General features: G+C 55.6%; 20 protein-coding genes. 9 read left to right on the top strand and 11 right to left on the bottom strand.

The window, feature by feature from the left end:
- Window positions 1–7: 7 nt before the first annotated feature.
- Window positions 8–1,501 (top strand): 2-oxoglutarate dehydrogenase complex dihydrolipoyllysine-residue succinyltransferase, encoded by a 1,494-nt coding sequence (gene odhB, locus ABXG94_RS14175; RefSeq protein WP_353535258.1) that lies wholly within the window; start codon window positions 8–10, stop codon window positions 1,499–1,501.
- A 114-nt stretch (window positions 1,502–1,615) separates the two neighbouring features.
- Complete coding sequence (lpdA, locus tag ABXG94_RS14170; protein ID WP_353535255.1) at window positions 1,616–3,007, top strand: dihydrolipoyl dehydrogenase; 1,392 nt, start codon at window positions 1,616–1,618, stop codon at window positions 3,005–3,007.
- Window positions 3,008–3,238: 231 nt separating this feature from the next.
- Here the strand turns inward: lpdA and ABXG94_RS14165 are convergent, their stop codons facing one another.
- From ABXG94_RS14165 to ABXG94_RS14150, 4 genes are read right to left on the bottom strand one after another with little or no spacing between them, the layout of a single operon-like run.
- Window positions 3,239–3,844 (bottom strand): pyridoxamine 5'-phosphate oxidase family protein, encoded by a 606-nt coding sequence (locus ABXG94_RS14165; protein WP_353535253.1) that lies wholly within the window; start codon window positions 3,842–3,844, stop codon window positions 3,239–3,241.
- Complete coding sequence (locus ABXG94_RS14160; RefSeq protein ID WP_353535251.1) at window positions 3,822–4,571, bottom strand: lysophospholipid acyltransferase family protein; 750 nt, start codon at window positions 4,569–4,571, stop codon at window positions 3,822–3,824. Before ABXG94_RS14160 ends, ABXG94_RS14165 begins: the two co-directional genes overlap by 23 nt.
- Complete coding sequence (locus ABXG94_RS14155; RefSeq protein WP_353535249.1) at window positions 4,571–5,476, bottom strand: cell division protein FtsX; 906 nt, start codon at window positions 5,474–5,476, stop codon at window positions 4,571–4,573. Before ABXG94_RS14155 ends, ABXG94_RS14160 begins: the two co-directional genes overlap by 1 nt.
- Window positions 5,473–6,150, bottom strand: coding sequence for a cell division ATP-binding protein FtsE (locus ABXG94_RS14150; protein ID WP_353535248.1), 678 nt, complete (start codon window positions 6,148–6,150; stop codon window positions 5,473–5,475). Before ABXG94_RS14150 ends, ABXG94_RS14155 begins: the two co-directional genes overlap by 4 nt.
- Before the next feature lie 144 nt (window positions 6,151–6,294).
- Here ABXG94_RS14150 and ABXG94_RS14145 point away from each other — a divergent pair, with 144 nt between their 5' ends.
- On the top strand, window positions 6,295–7,578 hold the full coding sequence (locus ABXG94_RS14145; RefSeq protein WP_353535247.1) for a zinc-ribbon domain-containing protein: 1,284 nt from the start codon (window positions 6,295–6,297) through the stop codon (window positions 7,576–7,578).
- Window positions 7,579–7,586: 8 nt separating this feature from the next.
- Here the strand turns inward: ABXG94_RS14145 and ABXG94_RS14140 are convergent, their stop codons facing one another.
- The 4 genes from ABXG94_RS14140 to argH form a co-directional block, all read right to left on the bottom strand.
- Window positions 7,587–10,175: a TIGR02302 family protein gene (locus ABXG94_RS14140; protein WP_353535245.1), complete on the bottom strand. Its 2,589-nt coding sequence runs from the start codon at window positions 10,173–10,175 to the stop codon at window positions 7,587–7,589.
- A gap of 36 nt (window positions 10,176–10,211) precedes the next feature.
- Entirely contained in the window at window positions 10,212–11,477 is a 1,266-nt protein-coding gene (lysA, locus tag ABXG94_RS14135; RefSeq protein ID WP_353535243.1) for a diaminopimelate decarboxylase, read from the bottom strand.
- A gap of 149 nt (window positions 11,478–11,626) precedes the next feature.
- On the bottom strand, window positions 11,627–11,800 hold the full coding sequence (locus ABXG94_RS14130) for a hypothetical protein (RefSeq protein ID WP_353535241.1): 174 nt from the start codon (window positions 11,798–11,800) through the stop codon (window positions 11,627–11,629).
- A complete protein-coding gene (argH, locus tag ABXG94_RS14125; RefSeq protein WP_353535238.1) occupies window positions 11,797–13,188 on the bottom strand; it encodes an argininosuccinate lyase in 1,392 nt (463 codons plus the stop codon). Before argH ends, ABXG94_RS14130 begins: the two co-directional genes overlap by 4 nt.
- Before the next feature lie 21 nt (window positions 13,189–13,209).
- Here argH and ABXG94_RS14120 point away from each other — a divergent pair, with 21 nt between their 5' ends.
- The 5 genes from ABXG94_RS14120 to ABXG94_RS14100 all read left to right on the top strand — a co-directional run bounded on the left by ABXG94_RS14120 (window position 13,210) and on the right by ABXG94_RS14100 (window position 18,239).
- Window positions 13,210–13,770: a TlpA family protein disulfide reductase gene (locus ABXG94_RS14120; protein WP_353535236.1), complete on the top strand. Its 561-nt coding sequence runs from the start codon at window positions 13,210–13,212 to the stop codon at window positions 13,768–13,770.
- Between the two features lie 99 nt (window positions 13,771–13,869).
- Complete coding sequence (locus ABXG94_RS14115) at window positions 13,870–14,703, top strand: EAL domain-containing protein (RefSeq protein ID WP_353535234.1); 834 nt, start codon at window positions 13,870–13,872, stop codon at window positions 14,701–14,703.
- 142 nt (window positions 14,704–14,845) lie between these two features.
- A complete protein-coding gene (locus ABXG94_RS14110) occupies window positions 14,846–16,024 on the top strand; it encodes an acetyl-CoA C-acetyltransferase (protein ID WP_353535233.1) in 1,179 nt (392 codons plus the stop codon).
- A 194-nt stretch (window positions 16,025–16,218) separates the two neighbouring features.
- On the top strand, window positions 16,219–16,944 hold the full coding sequence (gene phbB, locus ABXG94_RS14105; RefSeq protein WP_353535232.1) for an acetoacetyl-CoA reductase: 726 nt from the start codon (window positions 16,219–16,221) through the stop codon (window positions 16,942–16,944).
- 344 nt (window positions 16,945–17,288) lie between these two features.
- A complete protein-coding gene (locus ABXG94_RS14100) occupies window positions 17,289–18,239 on the top strand; it encodes a transcriptional regulator GcvA (RefSeq protein WP_353535229.1) in 951 nt (316 codons plus the stop codon).
- Between the two features lie 56 nt (window positions 18,240–18,295).
- Here the strand turns inward: ABXG94_RS14100 and ABXG94_RS14095 are convergent, their stop codons facing one another.
- The 3 genes from ABXG94_RS14095 to ABXG94_RS14085 form a co-directional block, all read right to left on the bottom strand.
- Window positions 18,296–18,460 carry a DUF465 domain-containing protein gene (locus ABXG94_RS14095; RefSeq protein WP_353535228.1) on the bottom strand — a complete coding sequence of 55 codons (165 nt, stop codon included), beginning with the start codon at window positions 18,458–18,460 and terminating at the stop codon, window positions 18,296–18,298.
- Window positions 18,461–18,598: 138 nt separating this feature from the next.
- Window positions 18,599–19,360 (bottom strand): tRNA1(Val) (adenine(37)-N6)-methyltransferase, encoded by a 762-nt coding sequence (locus ABXG94_RS14090; protein WP_353535227.1) that lies wholly within the window; start codon window positions 19,358–19,360, stop codon window positions 18,599–18,601.
- Complete coding sequence (locus ABXG94_RS14085) at window positions 19,357–19,575, bottom strand: putative signal transducing protein (RefSeq protein WP_353535225.1); 219 nt, start codon at window positions 19,573–19,575, stop codon at window positions 19,357–19,359. The genes ABXG94_RS14090 and ABXG94_RS14085 overlap by 4 nt, the downstream gene beginning before the upstream one ends.
- Before the next feature lie 56 nt (window positions 19,576–19,631).
- On the opposite strand from ABXG94_RS14085, the gene ABXG94_RS14080 reads away from it, so the two are divergent.
- Complete coding sequence (locus ABXG94_RS14080) at window positions 19,632–20,633, top strand: polyprenyl synthetase family protein (RefSeq protein WP_353535223.1); 1,002 nt, start codon at window positions 19,632–19,634, stop codon at window positions 20,631–20,633.
- Window positions 20,634–20,701 lie beyond the last annotated feature (68 nt).

Raw genomic sequence — 20,701 nt, 5'->3', positions numbered from 1 at the left:
TAGAACAATGACGACTGAAGTACGCGTCCCTACTCTGGGCGAAAGTGTGACCGAGGCCACTGTGGCCACTTGGTTCAAGAAACCTGGCGACGCTGTTGCCGTGGATGAAATGCTGTGTGAGCTGGAAACCGACAAGGTGACTGTCGAAGTGCCGGCCCCTGCTGCAGGTTCTATGGGCGAGATCGTGGCTGCAGAAGGCGACACTGTGGGTGTTGATGCGCTGTTGGCGACCATTCTGGCGGGCGAAGGTGCTGCTCCAGCACCAGTAGCACCAGCGGCTGCGTCTGCTCCAGAAGCGGCTGCGGCAACGGGTGCTTCCGTTGACGTTATGGTGCCAACGCTTGGTGAATCTGTGACCGAAGCTACGGTTTCGACCTGGTTCAAGCAGGTTGGCGACAGCGTTGCAGCAGACGAAATGCTGTGCGAGCTGGAAACTGACAAAGTGTCTGTCGAAGTGCCTGCCCCGGCGGCTGGTGTTTTGACCGAAATCATCGCAGCCGAAGGCGCAACTGTGGATGCGACTGCAAAGCTGGCGGTTCTGTCCTCTGGTGGTGGTGCGGTTGCAGCGGCTCCTGCGGCGGCGGCACCTGTTGCGGCAGCAAGTGGCAAAGACGTTGAAAACGCGCCTTCGGCCAACAAGCTGATGGCGGAAAAAGGTCTGGTTGCAGCACAGGTTGCGGGATCTGGCCGGGATGGTCGCATCATGAAAGAAGACGTGCTGAAAGCCGCGATTGCGCCGGCAGCAGCGGCGGCCCCGGCGGCGGCGGTTGTGGCCCGTGCGCCTGTCGCGGCAGATGACGCGGCCCGCGAAGAGCGTGTGAAAATGACACGTCTGCGCCAGACGATTGCCAAGCGTCTGAAAGAATCTCAGAACACCGCGGCGATGCTGACCACCTATAACGAGGTCGATATGACCGAAGTTATGGCGCTGCGGAATGAGTACAAAGAGCTGTTCCTGAAAAAGCACGGCGTCAAGCTTGGCTTTATGTCGTTCTTTACCAAGGCCTGCGTGCACGCGTTGAAAGAAGTGCCCGAAGTGAACGCCGAAATCGACGGCACCGATGTTGTGTATAAAAACTTTGTCCACATGGGCATTGCGGCAGGCACGCCAACCGGTCTGGTTGTTCCGGTGATCCGGGATGCCGATCAGATGGGCTTTGCAGAGATTGAAAAAGCCATTGGCGAAAAAGGCAAACGCGCGCGCGATGGCAAGCTGTCTATGGCGGAAATGCAGGGCGGGTCGTTCACCATCTCTAACGGTGGCGTCTATGGCTCCTTGATGTCTTCGCCCATCCTGAACCCGCCGCAGTCTGGTATCTTGGGCATGCATAAAATTCAGGACCGTCCAATGGCGATCAATGGCCAAGTGGTGATCCGCCCGATGATGTATCTGGCGCTGTCATATGACCACCGCATCGTGGATGGCAAAGGTGCTGTGACCTTCCTTGTGCGCGTGAAAGAAGCGCTGGAAGATCCTCGTCGTCTGTTGATGGATCTGTAAGTTTAAATATGGGGCACTCCGCCCCGTATTCATTTTTCCATAAATACTCCGGGGGAAGTGCCAGCGGCACTGAGGGCAGAGCCCCCTCCCCACCCCGAATTTCAGGAGACACACATGTCCCAATATGACGTCATCATCATCGGATCAGGCCCCGGCGGCTATGTATCCGCTATTCGCTGCGCCCAGCTGGGTCTAAAAACCGCCATTGTGGAAAGCCGTGAGACTTTGGGCGGCACCTGCCTGAACGTGGGTTGTATCCCGTCAAAAGCGCTGTTGCACGCGACCCATATGCTGCACGAAGCAGAGCATAACTTTGCGAATATGGGCCTCAAGGGCAAAACTCAGTCTGTGGATTGGAACCAAATGAAGTCTTATAAAGACGACGTTGTGGGCCAAAACACCACGGGTGTTGAGTTCTTGATGAAAAAGAACAAGATCGATTGGATCAAGGGCTATGGCTCTATTCCTGCGGCGGGCAAGGTCACAGTTGGCGACACAACTTATGACACCAAGAACATTGTGATTGCGTCGGGTTCTGTGCCGTCCTCCTTGCCGGGTGTTGAGGTGGACGAGAAAGTCGTTGTGACCTCGACCGGCGCATTGGAGTTGAGCAAGGTTCCAAAGAAAATGGTTGTGATTGGCGCGGGTGTGATTGGGTTGGAGCTTGGCTCTGTGTATCAACGCCTTGGCTCTGAGGTGACTGTGGTTGAATATATGGATGCGGTTTGCCCTGGCATGGACAAAGATGTTCAGCGCACGTTCAAGCGTATTCTGGAAAAACAGGGTCTGAAATTCGTGATGGGCGCGGCCGTGTCTGGCGTGGATGCGACCAAGACCAAAGCCAAGGTTAAGTATTCTTTGAAAAAGAAACCTGACGCCGAGGAAGTGTTGGATGCGGATGTTGTGTTGGTGGCCACAGGTCGTAAGCCATATGCCGAAGGTCTGGGTTTGGACGCGCTGGGTGTGAAGATGACAGAGCGCGGACAGATTGCGGTGGATGCCCATTGGGCGACCAATGTGGCGGGCGTCTATGCGATCGGCGACGTGATCGAAGGCCCGATGCTGGCGCATAAGGCCGAAGACGAAGGCATGGCCGTCGCTGAGGTTCTGGCGGGCAAACATGGCCACGTGAACTATGGCGTCATTCCGGGTGTGGTCTACACCACGCCAGAGGTCGCGACTGTTGGTCAGACAGAAGACGCGCTGAAAGCCGAAGGCCGCAAGGTTAAGGTTGGCAAATTCTCGTTCATGGGCAACGCACGTGCCAAGGCCATTGGTCAGGCAGACGGGTTTGTGAAGCTGATCGCAGATGCGGAAACCGATCGCGTGCTAGGTGCGGCGATCATTGGCCCAGCAGCGGGCGATATGATCCACGAGATCTGTGTTGCGATGGAATTTGGCGCATCCGCACAGGATGTGGCGCTGACATGCCACGCGCACCCAACCTATTCCGAAGCCATGCGCGAAGCGGCTTTGGCCTGTGGTGACGGATCCATTCACGCGTAAAACCATCAGAAAGCAAAGACAAAGGCGGCCCAATCGGGTCGCCTTTTTTCGTTTCTAACAGGTGAACCAGAGTGACAGAACGACAGGGGGTTTTGCACGAGGGCTGTGCATCTGTCGCTCTGCCCTGGCTTGGTAGCCGTTCCCGTAGGAACGCGCAATCGGGGTGCGCTTTATGTATTTAGGCACGATGACTGCAAATTTCGCCTCAAGGGCTTTCACAATTGCGTGCGGCTACCAAAGCAATTTTGGGCCGCGAATTTCCCAGTCTTGGTTATAGCTGGCCGCGTCAACTTCGCCTTGGGTGGCTTCGGCGAGCAATTCTCCCATGCTGGGCGCGGTTGTCGGGCGATTGTCGGGGTTCCAAAGATCAGAACGCAAAGTGGCGCGGGAACAGTGGGAGTAGATTTCGTTGATTTTGATCACGATGACGGATCGGGGGGTTTTGCCCTTGTGTTCAAATTGCTGGCGCAGGGGCGTGTCTGTTGTCACACGGGCCTGACCATTCACGCGCACCACCAGCCCCTGCCCCGGGATCATAAACATCAGTGCTATGCGGGGATCCTGAACAATGTTGCGCAGGGTATCAATCCGGTTGTTTCCCGGCCAATCAGGCATCGCGAGAGTCTGGTCATCCAGAGCGCTGACAACCGGGCCATGGTTGCCGCGGGGGCTGGCGTCTGTCCCGTCTGGGCCAACGGTGGACAACACGCAGTAGCGGGAGGTCATGATCCATTTGCGGTAGGCGGGTGTCAGGCTGCGGGCCACTTTGCGCGTCGCATTGACGCTTGGCTCTGGGTAAAGCGTCTCTAGGTCTTCAACTGTCTTTAGATACTGCATTGGCGTCAAATCCTGCCTCTTGCATCAGTTCATTTGATTTTGTTTCAACCACATCTTGCAATTGCCCCATAAAATCAGCTTGTGACAAGCCCGCCTGAATTGGGTCAAGGTATTGAATAACCGCCAATCCGGGTGCGCGATAGATGCCTCGTTTGGGCCAGAACACCCCAACATTGCAGGCGACCGGCACACAGGCTTGGGCCAATTGTTCATACAGCACATAGGTGCCAACTTTGAAGGGGGCTTTGACGCCGGGGGCGATGCGCGTGCCTTGCGGGTAGATGATCAATTGGCCTGGCAATTGCGCGCCGCTTTTCACATCGGCTGCCATTTTCTTGATAGCCTTGCCGCGTTTGCCACGATTGACCGGGACACAGCCGATGCGCAGCGCGTATTGCCCCAGGATCGGCGCGAACATCAGCTCGCGTTTCATGATGAATTTTCCTGCTGGCAGGCTGCCCATCAAAAGGATGATATCCAGGAACGACTGGTGTTTCGCGGCAACGATCACTGCGCCGCTGGGCACTGTGCCGCGCACTTCGGACTTAAGACCGACGATCCAGCCTGCGGTCCAACGGACCCAAGCGCAATATAGGCGCATGCTGGCAATGGCGGCCTTGCGGCTAAGCAGCGCCGGAATGAAGCAGGCTATGCCCATCAGAAACATCATAAGATACATCTGCAGGATAAAGATAAGCGAGCGTGTCCATTGCAGAGCGTATTTCATTAGCGCAACTCTGATAAGGTGCGGCGCGCTGCGGCACCAGTGGCAAGAAAGGCGACGGCGGCGGCCAAGAGTGGCAACAGCACGAGCCAAAGAAACGACAGGCCGGCAAAGCCCAATCCGGTCAGAAAACCGGCTTGGTCCGTGGCCGACGGCAATAAGAACACCGCGGCAAGACCCAGTGCCGTGCCCACGGCAGCCCCGGTCAGGGCGCGCAGGGTGAACCGGCGCACAAAGGCTTTGGCGATATAATCGTCATTGGCCCCAACCAGACGTAAAACAGCGATCACCTTGGCATTGGCGGCGAGAGCTGCATTTGCGGCCAAAGTAATCATCGCGCCGGTCACGGCGGCGATCAGCACAATCGACACAACCCCGAGCAAGCGCAGACGGCCCGCAGCCTGTTGCAGCGGGCGCCGCCAGCGGGTGTGATCGTCGAGCACCGCCCCCGGCACTTCGGCCTGAAGGCGCAAGCGCAGGCCTGTTGCATCATATCCGGCGCTATCCTCTTTGATTTCAATGAGTTGTGGAATTGGTAGATTTTCAACCGGCAGGTCCGGCCCAAACCAGGGGCTGAGCAAGGCGCGCTGTTCTTCTGACGTCATAGCCCGCGCTTCGGCGATGCCCGGCGTGGTGGTCAGAATTTTTAGCGCCGCTTCGGTCTGGGCGGCCAGTTGTTCAACGGGGGCGGAAATGCGCAGCGTGGAGCTTTGGGCCAGTTCGTCGCCCCAGCGTTTTGCCAAGCGACCAGAGGCCAGTGACAAGGCCAGTGCAAAGACTGCCAAAAACGCCATGGCACCCGAGGCAAATAGCGTGAGGCGCGCTGTGAAACCAGTTGGCGGCACCATTCGGTCGGCCTGGGCATCGCCAACAAACACGCTGGTCACAGACACAAAAAGCGCCTTCATAGGTCTGCTCCTGCCAGCTGAACATGCCGGTTTGCAATGCGCAGCACACGGGCAGGCACTTTGGATTTCGCAGCCCGGATCAGGTTCATATCATGGGTGGCTATCATCACTGTTTTGCCCATTTTGTTAAGCTCGACCAGCAATTGAAGCAGGCGTTGTGACATCTCCCAATCGACATTGCCTGTGGGTTCGTCTGCAAGCACCACATCAGGGGACATCACCACCGCACGCGCCAGGGCCGCCCGTTGACGTTCGCCGCCAGAGAGTTCCGGCGGCAGGGCTTTGGCGCGTTCTTTGAGACCAACCCAGGCCAGTAATTCTTTGAGATTTGCAACTTGTTCCAGATTGTCCCGGCCCGAAACCGTCAGGGGCAAGGCCACGTTTTCTGTCAGGGACAGATGGTCGAGAAATTGGCAATCCTGATGCACGACCCCAATGCGCCGCCGCGACATCGCGTGATCTTCTCGAGTCATTTCGCGCACGTCTTTGCCAAACAATCGGGTCTGGCCAGAGGTCGGCGTCAGCTCGCCATAACATAGTTTCATGAATGTGGTTTTGCCCGCACCAGAAGGCCCCGTCAGGAAATAGAATCCACCGGGTTGCAACGACAAGGAAATCTCACTTAGTAACTCACCACCGCCATAACTGTAGGCAATGTTATCCAACTCAATCACAGGACGCCCTTTTCTGGTTTGTCCTGTTGTGCCGCAGCATCGCTTGGGTTGCAATGCGCTGTGAACCAGCTTTGCACTTTCCCGCGCAGGTGATACACAATATGTTGTGTGGAATGGTTATTATGAGCTGAGGGTTGGGTAAAGATGCGGCTGACTTGCCCGAATTGTAGTGCACAATACGAAGTGCCAGAAGATGTGATTCCAGCAGAAGGGCGCGACGTTGAGTGCTCTAGCTGCAACGTAACATGGTTTCAGGCGCATCCAGACAGCGTTCCCGATCACGAAACCCAGGATCAAGCCTCCAGTGCAGACCCAGAATGGGTGCCCGAAGTGGATGCGTCCGTAGAGATAGAAGAGGTTTCTGATCATGAGGCTGCAGAGGATCCGGACGATCCTGAACCCACGCCGTTAGAAGCCCCGGCAGATAAGCCCGAAGGCATTGTGTCAATGGCGGCTGATGCGACGGATCAAGCTTTGGCCGCTGCGGTCAAAGAAGCGGTGCGCCGGGCAGTTCCCCAGCAGTTTGCAGCCGACGACAGCAGCCAAGACGAAGCCAATGAGGCCGAAAACCTGCCTGATTTTGAGAATGAGTTAAATGCCTGGCTTGACGGTGGTACAGATCCGGTGGAACAGTCAGCGGATTACGAACAAGAACTGGCAGAGACCGCAGCCGCGCTAACAGCAGAGCAAGACCTGTCTTTGGAATTCGCCGAGCCTGTGGCCGAACCGGCTCCGGAAAACTCTGAAACACATCAAGATGGTGTCGATGCGGACCGGGATGACGCTAAGGTTGAAACTGACGCGCCTGCGATGGCAAAACAGCGGCGTTCACTTGATCCGGCCATTGCGGATGTTCTGCGCGAGGAAGCGGCCCTTGAGGCAGAGATCCGCGCCGAAGAGAACGGAATTGAAAGCCAGCCAGACCTTGGTTTGATTGCCCCGGTGGACGAAGGAGCACGCCGCGCGCGTCAGTCCAGAGAGCGTATGGCCCAACTGAAGGGCATGTCGGTTGAAGAGGCGGAAACCCCAGTAAAGCCGGTGCCGCCAAATTCACGCCGCGATTTGCTGCCGGATATTGAAGAGATCAATTCGACACTGCGGTCCACCGAAGATCGCTCGCCAAGCGAATCCCCTGATGGGCGTCGCACTGCAAACCAAAGACGTGCGGGCGGCAACCGCATTGGGTTTGCGTTGGCCATATTGTTGGTTGCAGCTGCTGCTTACGTCTATACCAAACCAGACACGGTTACTGGAGCGATCCCGCAGACTGAGCCATTTGTGACGGGCTATGTAAATGCGGTGGACAATGGACGTTTGGCGCTGGATCAACAGATGACGAAATTGATGCATTGGCTGGATGGCATGTCTTCGGACAGCGCCGATCTTTCCACTGAAGGACCAGCAGAAGACAGCAGCAGCGCGGAATAAGACCTGTTTCAGAAACGGTCTAATAAACGCTTTAGATAACCGCGTTCCTGATCTGAGCGATCGGTCTCGCCAGCGCGGCGCCTGATTTCGTCAAGCAAATCGCGTGCCCGGCGATAAACGTCCTCGCCCTGCAACAAGCCTTGGTCGGTGCCAGCCTGGCCGCCGTTGCCTTGGTTGCGCCCCAAGGGATCGTTGTTTTGACCGGATTGGTTGTCGGCGCGCCCTTGGCCGTCGCTTTGGCCTGACTGATTTTGCGCAAGCGCATCACCCAGACTGCGCATGCCTTCGCGCAAGGCGTCCATTGCTTCGGCTTGCTGATCAATGGCTTCGGCCAGATCGTTTTCTCGCAGGGCCTGTTCAGCCCCATCCATCGCTTCACCAGCCCGCCCCAGCGCCTCGCGTGCAGCATCGCCTTCGGGCGACCCGGTTCTTGGCAGGTTTTGTCTTTGGCGTTCCAACTCTTGGCGCAAAGCTTGCTGCTGATCCGAGAGCGCCCCTTCGGTCCCACCTTGTTGTGGGCCTTCTTGCCCAGGCGACCCGTTTTCACCCTGGCTTTGACCCTGACCGGTTCCGCCAGTGCCATCATGCGCCTCGCCTCGGCCCTGCCCGCCGCTAGAGCCCTCGTTGCCTTGGGATTGGCCCGCTTGGGCGTTGGGGTTAAATTGTTCTTGCAGTTGACGAAACGCTTGGTCTGAGAGGCCTTGCTGCTGACGCAATGTATCGCCCAACTCGTCCAGAGCCTGTTGCCCAGGTGACGGTTGACCTTCGCCGCCTTCGGTCACTTGCATGTTTTCCATCAACTCTTGGAATTCTTTCAAAGCCTGCTGGGCTTCGGCCATACGGCCTTGTTCCATCAGCTCTTGAATGCGATCCATCATGCGTTGCAGATCGTCCTGGGTCATGCGCAGCGCGTTTTCCGATTGTTGCTGCCCCGCAGTGTCATTGCCCTGTTGTGTGTTGCGCTGTGCCAGTTGCCGCATATAGTCCTGCGTGGCCTCACGCAATTCCTGCATCAGGCGCGCAATTTCTTCGTCGCTTGCCCCATTTTTGATGGCTTCGGCCAAACGTTCTTGGGCACGGGCCATGCGCTCTATGGCATCTCCCAAATTGCCTTCTTCTAGCGCGAGGGCAAGCGCCCACAGATCCTGGGTGATTTCGTCACGCGCAGCGATGGTCAGGCCAGAAGCAACATAGGCCTCAAGCCGGTGAAGGATCGAGCGAAAGCGCAGATAGTCACTGTCTTTGCGAAACAAGCCGGGCTGCGGATTATGGGAAATGGCGCGCAAAAGTTGGACAACACGCGGGCCGTTTTCGCGCGACCACAAAAGATCGCGGCGTTGTTCGATCACTGCATTGGCCAATGGATCAAAGAAGCGGCGCGCTGGCAGCGCAATCGCAACCTTTTGCGGCAGGCTGCTTTGTAGCGCTGCATCTTGCACTATTAGCTCTATGGTCACCGGCAAGTGCGCCCAGACATGATCAGAGAAATCTTCTATCAACACTTCCTGAAAATCCGCCCGCGACCCACGGATGGGCAAAGGCAGCTGAAGTTCCATGGGGTCGGTGTTTTCTGGCGCGACTCGCAAACCATGCCGGCGGCCAATCTGTGGTAAATCCAAACGCACAATCGCAGTTCCGCCAACAACACCATGGTCGTCCATAGCGTCATAAGGCAGGCTCATCTCGCCGCGGCCACTTGTCGTTGCGGTGCCAATGGACGTCAGAACCGGGGCCTGATCCAGCTGCAGATCAATCTGCCAGCTGCGGCCGCCCTCTCCCGCAATGCTTAAATCACCCGATTGGCGCAACACGAAATCCTGCTCTGGGGCTGCTGCGCTTGGCACGTCCCCAAGCCGCGCGGACACGGTTTCTTGCACCGTTAGCGCGCCGATCTCTCCATATAGTCGCAAAACCACGCGGCTGTTCTCAGGCAGATCTAGAACCGCGTCGCTTTGGTCGTTTAAGTATAGTGTTGGCAGTCCCGTATAGGCAGGCGGTTCAATCCACCCCTCCCAAGAGGCCCCAGAGATTGTGGGCAAACGGCCCCCCGGAGCCATGGCGGACAGGCTGGTGAGGCGTCCGAAACTGCCAAACAGCAGTGCGACACTTAAGGCGATCAACGCAAGGTGTCGCAATCCAAAGGGGTCAAATCGCGCCAAACGCAGATCTGGCTCTGGCGCTTTGGCGGCACTGGCTTGCTCTGCCATCCGGACCTGATGAGCCTGCCAAATCGACTGGGTTATGGGGTCTTGTTTGCCCATTGCCGGTTGATCAACCAGGCTTTGCAACGGCCGTCCCGGCAGAGTTTCATCAAGCCGGTGAAAAGCCTCGTCGCGGCTGGGCCAGCGCATTTGTAGAACACCGCGGACCAGCAACCAAAGCGCGGCACCACAAAAGCAAAATCCCAAGCCCCAGACCGCTTCGACGGACAGGCGGTCTTGCACACCCATCATCAACAAACTCACCGCCAGAAACAGCACCGACCAAAGTGGCCAGAATGCTCGAATCGCGCGCTCGGCCGCAAGGCCCAGACGCGTGAGCGACAGAACCCAGCCAAGCTTGTTTAGAATGGTTTTTGACCCGTCAGGTGTTGCCACCGTGCTCCCATTCCTGTGGCAAGGGGCGGAATTGCCCTAGAGCCACTCGGGGATGGTATCGCGATTTATCATTTCTTCAAAGGTTGGACGTCGGCGGATAACCGCAAATTGATCACCATGCACCAAAACCTCTGGGATCAGCGGTCGTGTATTATATTCGCTGGCCATGACTGCCCCATATGCTCCTGCAGAGCGGAAGGCGACCAGATCCCCTGGGGATACCTCTGCCATGGTACGCCCCTTGGCAAAGGTATCGCCAGATTCGCAGACTGGCCCCACGATGTCATAGGTCGCAGGCTCTTCTCCGGGGGGGGCTTCGACAACCGGGATAATATCATGGTGGGCTTCATACATTGCGGGGCGGATCAGATCATTCATCGCGCCATCAATGATCATGAATTGGCGATCTTCTCCCTCTTTGACATAGATAACTTTGCTGACCAAAATCCCGGCATTGCCAGCAATCAGACGCCCCGGCTCAATCTCGATCTCGCAGCCAAGATGGCCCAGGGTTTCTTTGACCATCGCGCCATATTCTATGGGTAAGGGCGGGGCCTCGTTTGAACGTTCATAGGGAATGCCAAGGCCGCCGCCCAGATCCAGTCGGCGAATGTTATGGCCATCTGCCCGCAACACTTCGGTCAGCTCAGCCACTTTTTCATAGGCCAATTTAAAAGGTTCTAGCTGGGTCAATTGGCTGCCAATATGCACGTCAATACCTATCACATCCAGGCCTGGCAGGCTGGCCGCATGGGCATAGACTTCGCGGGCGCGGCTTATTGGGATGCCAAATTTGTTTTCGGATTTTCCTGTTGCGATCTTGGCATGGGTTTTGGCGTCGACATCAGGATTGACACGCACGGTAATCGGCGCTTTCACACCCAATTCCAAAGCCACGTCGTTGATCACCACCATTTCGGGTTCGGATTCTACGTTGAACTGCCGAATCCCGCCGGAAAGTGCCGCATGAATTTCTTCGCGGGTCTTACCGACACCCGAAAATACAATCCGTTCACCAGGCACGCCAGCGGCTTTGGCGCGGGCGTATTCGCCCCCAGAGACCACATCCATGCCTGCGCCAAGCGCTGCCAATGTTTTCAGGATCGCCTGATTGCTGGCCGCCTTCATGGCGTAGCACACCAGATGATCCAAGCCTTCCAACGCCTCATCAAAAAGTCGGAAATGCCGCTCAAACGTGGCCGTAGAATAGCAATAAAACGGGGTGCCAATCTGTGCGGCGATCTCTGCCACAGGGACATCTTCGGCAAACAACGTGCCATCACGATACAGAAAATGGTCCATCTTTTGCCTCTCCAGTCAAAACCAATTCTGTTTCTCTTAGGCACGCGCGCGGCCCAGTGCAATCATCTAGGTTTGTTCTTGATCCAAATACCCAAATATTGCGGCGCTTGCGCCCAAATCAACGGTCTGAAAACACGGGCTGCCCCTGCCTAAAGGCTGACGCCAATCGAAACCGGACCCTTTGAGGCCCCCAATTTTGCACCAGCAGAAACGCCGTTGGTGCCAACCCCAATGCCAATATTTGCGCTGGGGCGAATGGGGGCACCATCTGCCCCACATCCAGCCACCACAACAAGCGCCAGAATTGCTAAAATTGATTTCACCCCAACAGATCCTTCCAGCGGGCGACCTGTTGGCGCACTTGCGACGGTGCAGTACCGCCAAATGACACGCGCGAGGCCACAGAGTTATGCACACCCAAGACGCCAAAGACGTCATCAGTGATGTGCTCATGTACCGACTGCATATCCTCTAGCGTCAGATCCGGCAAATCACAGCCGCGGGTTTCCGCCATGGCCACCAAAGAGCCTGTCACATGGTGCGCATCGCGGAATGGCATATTGAGCGCACGCACCAGCCAGTCGGCCAGATCGGTCGCCGTCGAGAAACCGGTGCCTGCTGCCGCTTCTAGGCTTTCGGTATTGGCGGACATGTCTTTCACCATGCCTTCCATCGCCGCGAGGGCCAGCATCAGGCTATCAGCCGCGTCAAAGGTTTGCTCTTTGTCTTCCTGCATGTCTTTGGAATAGGCCAGCGGCAGGCCCTTCATCACCATGGTCAGGGCCGTATTTGCCCCGTAAATCCGGCCAATTTTTGCGCGGATCAGTTCCGCCGCATCCGGGTTCTTCTTTTGTGGCATGATCGAACTGCCGGTCGAGAAACGGTCAGACAGCGTCACAAACCGGAACTGCGCCGAGGACCAGATCACCAGTTCTTCGGACAGTCGCGACAGATGGATGGCGCAGATCGATGCCGCGCCAAGGAAATCCAGCGCGAAATCACGATCAGAGACCGCATCCAAAGAGTTGGCAGATGGGCGGTCAAACCCCAGCGCCTGGGCTGTCATGTGCCGGTCAATCGGGAAAGAGGTGCCCGCAAGGGCCGCAGCCCCCAAGGGCGATTCATTCATCCGTTTGCGCGCATCCACAAAACGCGACCGATCCCGCGCCAGCATCTCTACATAGGCCATCATATGGTGACCCCAAGTTACTGGTTGCGCCACTTGCAGATGGGTAAAGCCCGGCATCACCCAATCGGCCCCGGCCTCGGCCTGGACCACAAGTGCTTTCATCAGCGCTTCGATGCCGGAAATGGCAGCGTCCATCTGGTCGCGCACCCAAAGTTTAAAGTCTGTTGCCACTTGGTCGTTGCGGGAACGCCCGGTGTGCAAGCGCCCCGCTGGTTCGCCTACAATCTCTTTTAAACGCGCTTCGACATTCATATGAATGTCTTCCAAAGCTGCAGAATAGTTAAAGGTTCCGCCCTCTATTTCTGACAAGACCGTGAGGAGGCCTTCCCTAATGGCTTCGGCATCCTTATCCGTAATGATGCCTGCCTTGGCCAACATGGCTGCGTGGGCCCGAGAGCCAGTAATATCCTGTGCTGCCATCCGTCGGTCATACCCGATCGAAGCGTTAATCGCTTCCATGATCGCGTCTGGACCGGCGGCAAAGCGGCCGCCCCACATCTGGTTTGAGGAATTATCTGTCATGTCGTGCCCTTCGGAGGAACTATGCGTCTGTTTCGGTTTAGCGTGCTTTATATGGCCTTGGCCCTAAGCGCAAATATTGCGTCTGCAGATATTCAATCTGCCGAAGCCCTGCGTGAGGGCGATATGAAAAAACTGGTGTTTCATACTGAACCAAAGCCGGTCAGCGATGCAGCTTTTGTGCATGAAGACGGCGGCGAAGGCACGTTGGGAGATTTCCAAGGCAAGTTTGTGCTGCTGAATTTTTGGGCGACGTGGTGTGCCCCATGCCGTGAAGAAATGCCCATGTTGTCAGAACTGCAAACCGAGCTTGGCGGCGACGCTTTTGAGGTTATCACACTGGCAACGGGCCGCAATATGCCGCCGGCGATCACTAAATTCCTAGATCAAATAGGCGTCGACAACTTGCCCGAACATCGCGACCCCAAATCAGCGGTCGCGCGCGATTTTGCTGTGTTTGGCCTGCCAACCACGGTTATCCTAGCCCCAGATGGCCAAGAAATTGCGCGCTTGCGCGGCGATGCCGACTGGTCTAGCGACAGCGCCAAAGCCGTTCTTAAGGCGCTGATTGCGCCACAGGAATAGTTTCGGCGCTTATCTATATCGGGTTTGACTTAAACGTCCTATTTAACGGCTTGTTTATGACTTGCGGTGTCTAATTCCCTGAGGATCAGGGGAGCCGCCATGGGTCGCAGACACAAAGCACATAAGGTTGCCAAACGAGGTAATCCCTTGGACTATGCCGTGGCGACCCGAGATCGCGCCACCTTGGACATGGTCAAAGACGCCATCGCTCACAAAGAGGTGTTGCTGGCTTTTCAGCCTATTGTCAAAGCGGGTGCCCCCAATACCCCGGCCTTTTTTGAAGGGTTGATTCGTGTGTTGGATGAAACTGGTCGGGTGATTCCCGCCAAGGATTTCATGAATTCAGTGGCCGATACCGAAACCGGGCGGCAGCTTGATTGCCTTTCGGTTGAGCTAAGCCTTCGGGCTTTGGCCGCAAATCCGACCCTGCGACTATCTGTCAATATGTCAGCCCGCTCAATTGGATATCGCCGTTGGATGAAGACGCTTGAAAACGGATTGAAACGCAATCCGACAATTGCCGAGCGATTGATTTTGGAAATCTCTGAGCCAACGGCGATGCAAGTGCCCGAGCTGGTGATGGATTTCATGGATGAACTGCAGGCTAAGGGCATCGCCTTCGCACTGGACGATTATGCATCCGATCTCACTTCTTTTAGGTATTTCAAAGAGTTCTTCTTTGATATTCTCAAAGTCGACGGTCAGTTCACCCGCAATATTCATCAGGATGCAGAAAACCAAATCCTCGCCGGCGCTATGGCGTCTATTGCGCGCCAATTCGACATTTTCACTGTTGCCACACGGGTCGAGACGGTGGAAGATGCGGGGGTATTGACCCATCTTGGGTTCGATTGCCTTCAGGGATTTCTGTTTGGCGCACCCACAGTTAATCCTCCATGGCAAAGCAATAAACGCAAACAATCAGCTGCGTAAGTCGCAACTATATTGCGCTAATTCAGCACTTCCGGTTGCCGCACCGCGGCAAATCCGATAATGACGTGACGGAATAACCGATTTGGCGCCGCCTTTGGGCGTCGAATTAAGATTGCACGTCAGTTTGTAGAGGATAAAATTTATGACAAACGTAGTGATTGCCTCAGCGGCACGGACCGCAGTTGGCAGCTTTGGCGGCGCGTTCGCAAATACGCCAGCACATGATATGGGCGCCACAGTTCTGGAAGCCGTCGTTGAACGTGCGGGCATCGACAAGTCAGAAGTTTCTGAAACAATTCTTGGCCAGGTTTTGACAGCGGGCCAAGGTCAGAACCCAGCACGCCAAGCACATATCAACGCCGGTCTGCCACAGGAAAGTGCCGCCTGGAGCCTAAATCAAGTGTGTGGTTCCGGTTTGCGTGCTGTTGCCCTTGGTGCGCAGCACATCATGCTGGGCGATGCATCCATCGTTGCGGCGGGTGGCCAGGAAAATATGACGCTTTCCCCACATGTTGCGCATCTGCGTGCGGGTCAGAAAATGGGCGATATGAAATATATCGACTCTATGATCAAAGACGGCCTGTGGGACGCCTTTAACAACTATCACATGGGCCAGACCGCAGAAAACGTCGCAAACAAATGGCAAATCTCTCGCGAAATGCAGGACGAATTTGCTGTGGCTTCGCAAAACAAAGCAGAAGCGGCTCAGAAAGCGGGTAAGTTCGCTGATGAAATCGCGGCCTTCACCGTGAAGACCCGCAAAGGCGACATTATTGTCGACAGCGACGAATACATCCGTCACGGCGCAACAATGGCGGCGATGCAAAAGCTGCGCCCCGCATTTGTACGCGACGGCGGCACCGTTACGGCGGCAAACGCATCGGGCCTGAACGATGGGGCCGCGGCCACATTGTTGATGTCTGCAGATGACGCCGAAAAGCGCGGCATCGAACCATTGGCGCGCATTGCGTCCTATGCAACCGCTGGTCTGGACCCATCCATCATGGGCGTTGGCCCAATTTACGCGTCACGCAAAGCATTGGACAAAGCAGGTTGGTCGGTGAATGACCTTGATCTGGTTGAAGCCAACGAAGCCTTTGCAGCACAGGCCTGCGCCGTGAACAAAGACATGGGCTGGGATCCATCTATCGTCAACGTCAATGGCGGTGCGATTGCGATTGGCCACCCAATTGGTGCTTCGGGTTGCCGCGTTCTGAACACGCTTTTGTTTGAAATGCAGCGTCGCGGAGCCAAAAAAGGCTTGGCAACACTTTGCATCGGCGGCGGCATGGGAGTCGCGGTCTGTGTCGAGCGTCCATAATACACGGGCACCCAAACGGTTTTGTGGAAGGGTGCCCAATAATTGGGCACCCTTTTTTATGCTCATCACTATTTGTTAAAAAACTGTCTGGGATCGAGCTGCGCAACAATTTTTCCGACGAAACATTATTGCAAACCTCAAGCTCTGGACGTAATAGAATTACCTAGAAGATCTAGCCACACTGGAGGAACACCATGGCAAAAGTAGCACTCGTCACCGGCGGCTCACGCGGCATCGGCGAAGCCATTTCAAAAGCCCTGAAAGCTGAAGGGTATCAGGTTGCAGCAACATTTGCGGGCAACGATGAAAAAGCCGCTGCTTTTACCGAAGCAACGGGCATCAAAACCTACAAATGGAACGTCGCTGACTATGACGCATCTAAAGAAGGTATTGCAAAAGTCGAAGCCGACCTTGGCCCAATTGACGTTGTCGTTGCAAACGCAGGCATTACGCGTGACGCACCTTTCCACCGCATGTCACCCGAGCAGTGGAAAGAAGTGGTCGACACAAACTTGACCGGTGTATTCAACACCGTGCACCCTGTTTGGCCTGGCATGCGTGAACGGAAATTTGGCCGCGTCATCGTTATCTCTTCGATCAACGGCCAAAAAGGTCAGTTCGGCCAGGTTAACTATGCGGCGACCAAGGCGGGTGATCTTGGCATCATCAAATCCCTGGCGCAGGAAGGCGCACGCGCCGGCATCACAGCCAACGCGGTCTGCCCCGGCTATATCGGCACCGAAATGGTCCGCGCGATTCCTGAAGAGGTCCTGAACTCGAAGATTATTCCACAGATTCCCGCAGGTCGTTTGGGCGAGCCAGAAGAAATCGCGCGTTGCGTGGCCTTCCTTGCCTCTGACGAGTCGGGCTTTATCAACGGTTCAACCATTTCAGCCAATGGCGCACAATTCGTCGTCTGAGTTAAGCAACCAATACTTAAAAGGGCCGGTCATCTGACCGGCCCTTTTTTGTGCCTCGTAAAGACAATGGGAATGGCCCATTTGCCTAGCGGGGCAATTCCGTAAAGACCAAGGGCCTAGCGGAAAGATCTCGCAGAAACGATCCAGCTAAACAGATCTACGAAAGCCTGCGCGCGTTCAGCATGGGCCTTTTTTTGCGCGGCGGCCATATTTTTGGTAGTGGCATATTCTAACATCTTGAGCCTCATGATTAAGGTGACTTGAATTGATTTGAATATGACATCTATAAAAAATTACGACAAACGAGACTTTTCAACGCGTCACTTAAGTATTACTTGTGTGAAATGTCTGATCTACTTCCACCTCTCACAGCGCTACGCGCGTTTGAAGCAGCCGCGCGACACATGTCATTTGCCCAGGCCGCGGCAGAGTTAAACGTGACGCCCGCTGCCCTGTCGTTTCAAATAAAATCACTAGAAGACCATTTTGGCGCGCCACTTTTCATTCGTCTTAACCGGGCAGTGCAACTGACCGAAGCGGGCAAAGCCCTTGCACCCGGCACATCGGATGCCTTTCGTATGTTGGAAAGCAGTTGGCGCAGCACCAAACGGTTGTTAGATCATACGACTTTGACGGTCACAGCAGGTCCAGCCCTCACCGCAAAATGGTTGGCACCGCGGCTATTTGATTTCGCCCGCACTCATCCCGATATCGAATTGCGGTTTTCGGCAACCCTACACAATCTGGACTTGGCAAGAGACGCAGTGGACGTTGCTATCCGATTTGGCCAAAGCAACGACGAAGGCCTGTATTCGGTGCCGGTGCGCAAAGAGTGGATGACGCCCGTCATGACGCCAGAGATGGCGCAGAAATTCCCAACACCCGAAAGCCTAATTGACGCTCCGCTCATTCATGATGACTCGATCGCATTTCTCAGGCCCTTGTGCGACTGGCCAGCTTGGTTTCGCGCCGCCGGCGTTGCTTATCCCGCGGATAAACGAGGGGTGCATTTTTCAAATGCAGATCATGCGATTGACGCCGCAGTGTCTGGCGGCGGTGTGACCCTGGGACGACGCCCCATGATCATCAAAGACATTTTGGATGGTCGGCTTGTGGCCCCTTATAAATTGGCCCTGGAAAGCAACGCACGGTTTCGCTTTCTATGCCTGCCAGGTGCGGAAACACGCCCACAAATTGCGGCGTTTCGTGATTGGTTCTTGGCGGAAATCGAAAAAACCGCAAATATCTGGGACGCGATGAAAATTGTGCCCGTAACCGAAATCACACCAAAATAAGCCAAAAGAAAGCCCTGCCTCCAATGGAAGCAGGGCACAACATTAACAAGGTTGATTTAAGCGTTCAGGCGCTCGATCTGTTCTTTAAGTTTAAGCTTTTGCTTCTTCATCTCAGCGATGTCGATGTCACTTGAGCCGGGTGCCCTTTGTTCCGATTCGACCTGTAAAGAGAGGGTTTCATGTTTCCGTTTCAGTTCTTCCAAATGCGAGCTCACGCTCATGGCAGTCCTCCTCTTTAAGACGGTTTGATATAACAGAATCAGTGCATCACAAAAATGTGCGCATGTCACGCTGCGGTTGCAAAATTTGGTCAACAAAGAGTTAATCCGCCTATCTGCAAGTCAATATGTCGCTGCCAATTAACCGCGCAATGCAGCTGGGAGCGCCGCGCCATCGCGTAAGATTGCGCGCACGTCAGGCGTGTAGTCTTGGGCGTCAGAACGATGATCCGCCCCCTGATGCATCAGAATGGGCGCATGCAACCGCAAAGCGGCCCGCCCAGAATGACGCGCCCGCACGATGATCAAATGCGCGTCACGCCCAATGCGGGGCTGAAAGGGCATGACTTGTACCGACCCCATAGCACTTGGCAAATGTTGCAGGATGTCTGCAAGGCGTTCAGCGCGGTGAATAAAGGTTACAAACCCCTTGGGTTTGACGCGTTTGGCGGCGACTGAAAGCCATGTTGCCAGTGGCGTGTCTTCGCCCATGGCGGTTTCGCGCCCCACGTCATGTGAAGAATAGCCCGCTTGACGGTTAAAGTACGGGGGGTTGGCAATCACGTGATCATAGCGCAATTGCCGAAACGGGTTGGGTAAATGGGCAAGATCAGCGGTCACAACTTCAAATTCAGCGCCATTTCGCACGCCATTTTCTGCGGCAAGTGTCGCATAGTCTGGTTGTAATTCCACGCCGGTTAACTTCAGTCCAGAAATACGCGCCTCAAGGCAAAGTGCCGCAGTGCCAACCCCAGTGCCTAGTTCCAGCACGCTTTGTCCGGGTTTTGCCGGAACCGAGGCAGCCAACAACACCGCGTCAACCCCAGCCCGATAGCCATTTGTCGGCTGCCGGATGATCACGCGACCGCTAAGATACTCATTTTCAGTGATTTTTTCCGTCACACGCGCCCCAAAGGGATATCATTATCAGCCATCACGCGCTCGGCCAGTGCGAGGGCGTCCTCACGCACCATAATGCGGCGCGGAAAAATTCCGATACCACCTTCAAGCACGCTCATATTTACGTCCATTTGAAAGCAGTCTATACCCTCTCCTCGAAGGAGAGCCATCGCGAAGGCGATTATCGTTGGGTCGGTGGTGCGTAAAAGTTCCTTCATATCTGGGGATGTAAAGGCAAGGGTCGCATAATGTCGACCCCTGTGACGGGAGTGTGATGGGTCTGGACCACGCTGTAACCAAACCGCATGAGGCGCTTAGCGCCATTTTGGCTGAAGATATGCAGGCCGTGAACGACCTGATAACGGAGCGTATGGCAAGCAAACATGCCCCACGCATCCCAGAGGTGACCGCGCATCTGGTTGGGGCGGGCGGCAAGCGCCTGCGCCCAATGCTGACGCTCGCGGCGGCCAAGCTGTGCGGCTATGAAGGGCCATATCATTTGCATCTGGCTGCGACTGTGGAATTTATTCACACTGCAACCCTGCTGCATGACGATGTGGTCGATGAAAGCGCGCAACGCCGCGGCCGCCCGACAGCCAATCTTTTGTGGGACAATAAAAGTTCGGTTTTGGTTGGGGACTATCTGTTTTCTCGCTCGTTTCAATTGATGGTCGAAACCGGCAGCTTGCGGGTGTTGGATATTCTGGCCAATGCCTCTGCTACCATCGCAGAGGGTGAAGTGTTGCAAATGACAGCCGCGCAGGACTTGCGCACGGATGAAGCCGTCTATTTGCAAGTTGTACGCGGCAAGACAGCAGCGCTGTTTTCGGCGGCAACCGAGGTGGGCGGCGTCATTGCTGAGGCCGACGAAGATTTTGTGAAGGCGCTTTACAATTACGGTGATGCGCTGGGGATCGCTTTTCAAATTGTGGATGATCTGTTGGATTATCAGGGCGATGCCAAATCCACCGGCAAAAATGTTGGTGATGATTTCCGGGAACGGAAATTAACGCTGCCGGTGATTAAAGCTGTGGCAATGGCCGATGAAACCGAGCGGGCGTTCTGGACGCGCACCATTGAAAAGGGCAAGCAAGGCGATGGCGATCTGGACCATGCGTTGACGCTCTTGCACAAGCACAATGCTTTGGAACTGACCCGCCAAGATGCTTTGGCCTGGGCAGAAAAGGCCAAGGCAGCGATGGCGCATTTGCCTGAGCATGCAATCAAATCGCTGCTGGTTGATTTGGCGGATTATGTCGTGGCGCGCGTAAGCTAATCTGCGTTGCCAATACACTAGGGCTTCGCCCTCGCGGCGAAACGTTGTTTCGCCGCTCACCCAGGGTA

Origin of the sequence: Cognatishimia sp. WU-CL00825, assembly GCF_040364665.1 — a bacterium.
GTDB lineage: Bacteria > Pseudomonadota > Alphaproteobacteria > Rhodobacterales > Rhodobacteraceae > Cognatishimia.
The sequence above is the reverse complement of the archived record's forward strand: the minus strand, read 5'-3'. Positions and strand labels throughout refer to the sequence as shown.

Excerpts from the sequence above, each read along its gene's own strand:
- odhB (WP_353535258.1), top strand. The coding sequence starts at position 8 with ATGACGACTGAAGTACGCGTCCCTACTCTGGGCGAAAGTGTGACCGAG.
- lpdA (WP_353535255.1), top strand. The coding sequence starts at position 1,616 with ATGTCCCAATATGACGTCATCATCATCGGATCAGGCCCCGGCGGCTAT.
- ABXG94_RS14165 (WP_353535253.1), bottom strand. The coding sequence starts at position 3,844 with ATGCAGTATCTAAAGACAGTTGAAGACCTAGAGACGCTTTACCCAGAG.
- ABXG94_RS14160 (WP_353535251.1), bottom strand. The coding sequence starts at position 4,571 with ATGAAATACGCTCTGCAATGGACACGCTCGCTTATCTTTATCCTGCAG.
- ABXG94_RS14155 (WP_353535249.1), bottom strand. The coding sequence starts at position 5,476 with ATGAAGGCGCTTTTTGTGTCTGTGACCAGCGTGTTTGTTGGCGATGCC.
- ABXG94_RS14145 (WP_353535247.1), top strand. The coding sequence starts at position 6,295 with ATGCGGCTGACTTGCCCGAATTGTAGTGCACAATACGAAGTGCCAGAA.
- lysA (WP_353535243.1), bottom strand. The coding sequence starts at position 11,477 with ATGGACCATTTTCTGTATCGTGATGGCACGTTGTTTGCCGAAGATGTC.
- argH (WP_353535238.1), bottom strand. The coding sequence starts at position 13,188 with ATGACAGATAATTCCTCAAACCAGATGTGGGGCGGCCGCTTTGCCGCC.
- ABXG94_RS14120 (WP_353535236.1), top strand. The coding sequence starts at position 13,210 with ATGCGTCTGTTTCGGTTTAGCGTGCTTTATATGGCCTTGGCCCTAAGC.
- ABXG94_RS14115 (WP_353535234.1), top strand. The coding sequence starts at position 13,870 with ATGGGTCGCAGACACAAAGCACATAAGGTTGCCAAACGAGGTAATCCC.
- ABXG94_RS14110 (WP_353535233.1), top strand. The coding sequence starts at position 14,846 with ATGACAAACGTAGTGATTGCCTCAGCGGCACGGACCGCAGTTGGCAGC.
- phbB (WP_353535232.1), top strand. The coding sequence starts at position 16,219 with ATGGCAAAAGTAGCACTCGTCACCGGCGGCTCACGCGGCATCGGCGAA.
- ABXG94_RS14100 (WP_353535229.1), top strand. The coding sequence starts at position 17,289 with ATGTCTGATCTACTTCCACCTCTCACAGCGCTACGCGCGTTTGAAGCA.
- ABXG94_RS14095 (WP_353535228.1), bottom strand. The coding sequence starts at position 18,460 with ATGAGCGTGAGCTCGCATTTGGAAGAACTGAAACGGAAACATGAAACC.
- ABXG94_RS14085 (WP_353535225.1), bottom strand. The coding sequence starts at position 19,575 with ATGAAGGAACTTTTACGCACCACCGACCCAACGATAATCGCCTTCGCG.
- ABXG94_RS14080 (WP_353535223.1), top strand. The coding sequence starts at position 19,632 with ATGGGTCTGGACCACGCTGTAACCAAACCGCATGAGGCGCTTAGCGCC.